This window comes from Stenotrophomonas sp. 05L414_2, from assembly GCF_056397905.1.
Window position 1 is genome coordinate 1 of record NZ_JBFTOJ010000248.1, and the last position, 4,260, is coordinate 4,260.

The following is a 4,260-nucleotide window of genomic DNA, read 5'->3' on the forward strand; positions in this document are numbered from 1 at the left end:
GCTGGTGGTGGACATCGAAGAAGTCCACCAGGGCGGCGTGATGGAAAAGCTGGGCACCCGCAAGGGCCAGCTGAAGAACATGGAATCGGACGGCAAGGGCCGTGTCCGCCTGGAATACCAGATCCCGGCCCGTGGCCTGATCGGCTTCCAGAACGAGTTCAAGACCCTCACCCAGGGCTCGGGCCTGCTGTTCCACGTGTTCGACCATTACGGTCCGAAGGAACAGGGCGCCATCGCCAAGCGCATCAACGGTGTGATGATCGCCAATGCGCCGGGCACCACCCCCGCGTACTCGCTGGGCCCGCTGCAGGAACGCGGCAAGCTGTTCGCTGCTGAAGGCGACAACGTGTATGAAGGTCAGCTGGTCGGCATCCACTCCAAGGACAACGACCTGACCGTCAACGCGATCAAGACCAAGCCGCTGACCAACATGCGCGCTTCGGGCAAGGACGATGCGATCCAGCTGACCCCGGCGATCAAGTACTCGCTGGAACAGGCCCTGGACTTCATCGAAGACGACGAGCTGGTCGAGATCACCCCGAAGGAGATCCGTCTGCGCAAGAAGTTCCTGACCGAAAGCGACCGCAAGAAGAACTCGCGCGGCGGCTGATCCAGCGAACCGTGAGCCAGAACGGCTACAACCCGGATCCACACCGGCATCCGGGCCTCCATGTCATCGCCTTGCTCGAAGCGAGCAAGGCGATGCTGGCGTTGTTGGCGGCCACCGGGCTGGAAATCCTCGGCCCGCAGCCGCTTCGCGACGGCGTCAATGCCCTGATCCGGCGTTTCAGCCTGGACCCGGATCACGGCACCCTGCCCTCGCTGTTGAATGCAATCAGTCCCGACGCGGTGCACCTGGCTGCGGCGGCGATGATCGGCTACGGCCTGCTGCACCTGGTCGAGGCCTGGGGCCTCTGGAAAGCCAAGGCATGGGCTTCCTGGCTGGGCTGCCTGACCGCCTCCATCTATCTGCCCTTCGACATCTACGCGATCGTCCGCCATCCCGGCTGGGCCTCGTGGACGGTGCTGGCGATCAACCTGATCGTCGTCTACGTGCTGGCGCGCGACCTGCGCAAGCGCCGTCGCTGAGCAGCCGCTACACTGGGGATCGGAGCCGTCGAAGCTGCCCCATGCGCCTGTCCTTGCCGCCCCTCCTGTCCTTCCTGATCACCGCGTTGCCTGCGGGGCTCGCTGCTGGCTGCAGCCCGGCCGCGTCCACCGCGCATGCCGGTGAACCCGGCAACAGTTCTATGCCTTTCCCCTACGCCGAGACCGAAGTCTCCGACCTGCAGGCGCGGATGGTCGCCGGTGAGCTCGACAGCGTCACCCTGACCGGCGCCTACCTCAAGCGCATCGCCGCCCTGGACCGCACCGGGCCACGCCTGCGCGCGGTGATCGAACTCAACCCCGATGCCCTCAAGGAAGCCGCACAGCGCGACCAGGAGCGCCGTGCCGGCCGCCTGCGCGGCCCCCTGCATGGCATCCCGATCCTGCTGAAGGACAACATCAACGCCGCACCGATGGCCACCAGTGCCGGCTCGCTGGCCCTGCAGGGCTTCCGCCCTGGCGATGCCTACCTAGTCCGCCGCCTGCGCGAAGCGGGCGCAGTGGTGCTGGGCAAGACCAACCTCAGCGAGTGGGCCAACTTCCGCGGCAACGACTCCATCTCCGGCTGGAGCGCGCGCGGCGGCCAGACCCGCAATCCCTACCGCCTCAGTCATTCACCCTGCGGCTCCAGCAGCGGCAGCGCGGTGGCCGTGGCCGCCAACCTGGCCAGCGTGGCCATCGGCACTGAAACCGATGGCAGCATCGTCTGCCCCGCAGCGATCAACGGCGTGGTCGGCCTGAAACCGACCGTCGGCCTGGTCAGCCGCGAAGGCATCATCCCGATCTCCTTCAGCCAGGACACCGCGGGCCCGATGACCCGCAGCGTCGCCGACGCCGCCGCCGTGCTGACCGCCATCGCTGGCCGCGATGACGCCGATCCCGCCACTGCGACCATGCCCGGCCGCGCAGTCTACGACTACACCGCACGGCTGGATCCGCAGGGCCTGCGCGGCAAGCGCATCGGCCTGCTGCAGACACCATTGCTGAAATATCGCGGGATGCCACCGCTGGTTGAACAGGCTGTCGCTGAACTGCGCCGAGCCGGCGCCGTGGTGGTACCGGTGGAATTACCCAACCAGGGYGCCTGGGCCGATGCCGAGCGCATCGTCCTGCTGTACGAATTCAAGGCGGGTCTGGAGCGCTACCTCAACACCTACCAGGCGCCACTGCGCAGCCTGGCCGGGCTGATCGCCTTCAACGAGGCGCACAAAGGCCAGGAACTGGGCCTGTTCGGCCAGGAGCTGCTGCAGGAAGCCCAGGCGACTCCAGGCCTGGGCGATCCCGTCTACATCCGCGCGCGCAGCGATGCGCGGCGACTGGCGGGCCCGGAAGGCATCGACGCCGTGCTGGCATCGCAGAAGCTGGATGCGCTGGTCGCACCGACGACCGGTGTGGCCTGGCCCCTGCGCAGCACCGGCGATGACTTCCCCGGCGAGAGCTACAGCGTCGCCGCCGTCGCCGGCTACCCCAGCCTGAGCGTGCCGATGGGCCAGATCGATGGCCTGCCTGCGGGGCTGTTGTTCATGGGCACGGCCTGGAGCGAGCCGAAGTTGATCGAGATGGCCTACGCGTATGAGCAGCGCACGCGCGCCCGGCGCCCACCGCACTTCGATACCGATACCTTGATCGAATCCGGCGACCCCTGACCCAATGGATGGTAGCGCCGGGCCGTGCCGGCGAGCGCAGCGGCACTCTGCAATCCGCCGGGCATGGCCCGGCGCTACCATTCCGGGCGCGGCTCCGCCGGCGCGATGGCCGCCTCACCATCCTCCGCACCGGGTGAACGCACATCGGCGCTGCCTGCACGCCGCATCCGCGGCATATCCAGCTCATCGTCCCGCTGCAGGCGCGCGCGCACCTGCGGCAACGATTGCGGATGTTCGCGTGCGAGGAAATCCAGCATGCGTTCGCGCACCAGGCAGCGCAGGTCGAATGCATCACCGGAACTGCGCGCGCTGACCAGCAGCCGCACCTGGATCGCGCRCTCGCTGGTCTCGGTCACCTGCGTCACGCACACCCGTCCATCCCACAGCGGCTGGCCCTGGCAGATGCGTTCCAGCTCGGCACGTATCGCCGCGATCGGCGCACGGTAGTCCAGCCACAGAAAGGCCGTACCCAGCAGGTCGGCACTGCGTCGTGTCCAGTTCTGGAACGGGTGCTCGATGAACCAGGTCAACGGCACCACCATCCGCCGCTCATCCCAGATGCGCACCACCACGTAGCTGCTGCCGATCTCTTCGATGCGCCCCCATTCGCCCTCGACGATCACCACATCATCGAGCCGGATCGGCTGGGTCACCGCAATCTGCAGGCCCGCGATCAGATTGCCGAACACCGGTTTGGCGGCGATACCCGCCACCAGGCCGATCAGGCCCGCCGACSCCAACAGTGCGGTGCCGATCTTCTGCACCATCGGGAAGGTCAGCAGCACCAGCGAAGCACCGAGCACGATGATGCCGCCCATCAGCACGCGGCTGAGCACTCGCGTCTGGGTCTGGATGCGGCGCGCTTCAAGGTTGTCCGACACATCGATCGGGTGGCTGCGCAGGATCGCCCGCTCACCCGCCGCAACGCCGCGCACCAGCAACCAGATGAAGCAGGCAGTCAGGGCGATGTGCAGCACGCGCAGCAGTTGATCGAGCGTGTGTTCCGGCAATGGCGTGGTCTGCAGCGCCGGAACCAGCAACAGCACGGGCAGTGCAAGAGCCAGCGGCGGTCCGATCACCCGGCCAATGCGCGCACGGCGCCGGTCACGCCCGCGAAGGCGACGGTACAGGGCCAGTACGGCCCAAGCCCCCAGGCCGCCAACCACCAGGGCGCTGCCGATCGGCCACAGGTACTGCTGCAGCTGTTGCCAGACCACCATGCATCCTCGCTGTAAACACCGAGCTACAGCGTGGCCCATGCACCATGAGCACAATGTCAGTCGTTCGTAAGCAGAATGTAGGCGGGGGTGTTCGGCAGGGCTGCGCCCTGCACCCACGGTAGTGCCGGCCGCTGGCCGGCAACCTCAACAGCAACAGCAACACCAAAAGCAAAAGCCTGCATTTCGTGGGATGGCGGGGAGGGGACAGATGGCGGGGGACGCTGCAAGTACGTCCATGTAAGCTCGGTCGCGCCATCCATGGCGCTCACGCCCCCGCCATCTGCCCC

Annotated in this window: 4 protein-coding genes and 1 pseudogene; 3 read left to right on the top strand and 2 right to left on the bottom strand. The window is 67.2% G+C overall.

What is annotated here, in order from left to right; genetic code table 11:
* From AC1DJN_RS20925 to AC1DJN_RS20935, 3 genes and pseudogenes are all read left to right on the top strand, one after another.
* Positions 1 to 610: pseudogene (locus AC1DJN_RS20925) on the top strand (translational GTPase TypA); the annotation flags it as partial.
* Between the two features lie 11 nt (positions 611 to 621).
* Positions 622 to 1,089, top strand: coding sequence for a DUF2127 domain-containing protein (locus tag AC1DJN_RS20930; RefSeq protein WP_025879438.1), 468 nt, complete (start codon positions 622 to 624; stop codon positions 1,087 to 1,089).
* A 41-nt stretch (positions 1,090 to 1,130) separates the two neighbouring features.
* On the top strand, positions 1,131 to 2,753 hold the full coding sequence (locus AC1DJN_RS20935) for an amidase (RefSeq protein WP_032977435.1): 1,623 nt from the start codon (positions 1,131 to 1,133) through the stop codon (positions 2,751 to 2,753).
* 74 nt (positions 2,754 to 2,827) lie between these two features.
* Here AC1DJN_RS20935 and AC1DJN_RS20940 read toward each other — a convergent pair whose 3' ends face one another.
* Entirely contained in the window at positions 2,828 to 3,973 is a 1,146-nt protein-coding gene (locus AC1DJN_RS20940) for a mechanosensitive ion channel family protein (protein ID WP_478040070.1), read from the bottom strand.
* A gap of 56 nt (positions 3,974 to 4,029) precedes the next feature.
* The coding region (locus AC1DJN_RS20945) for a hypothetical protein (RefSeq protein WP_478040072.1) at positions 4,030 to 4,260 on the bottom strand (231 nt) is incomplete at its 5' end.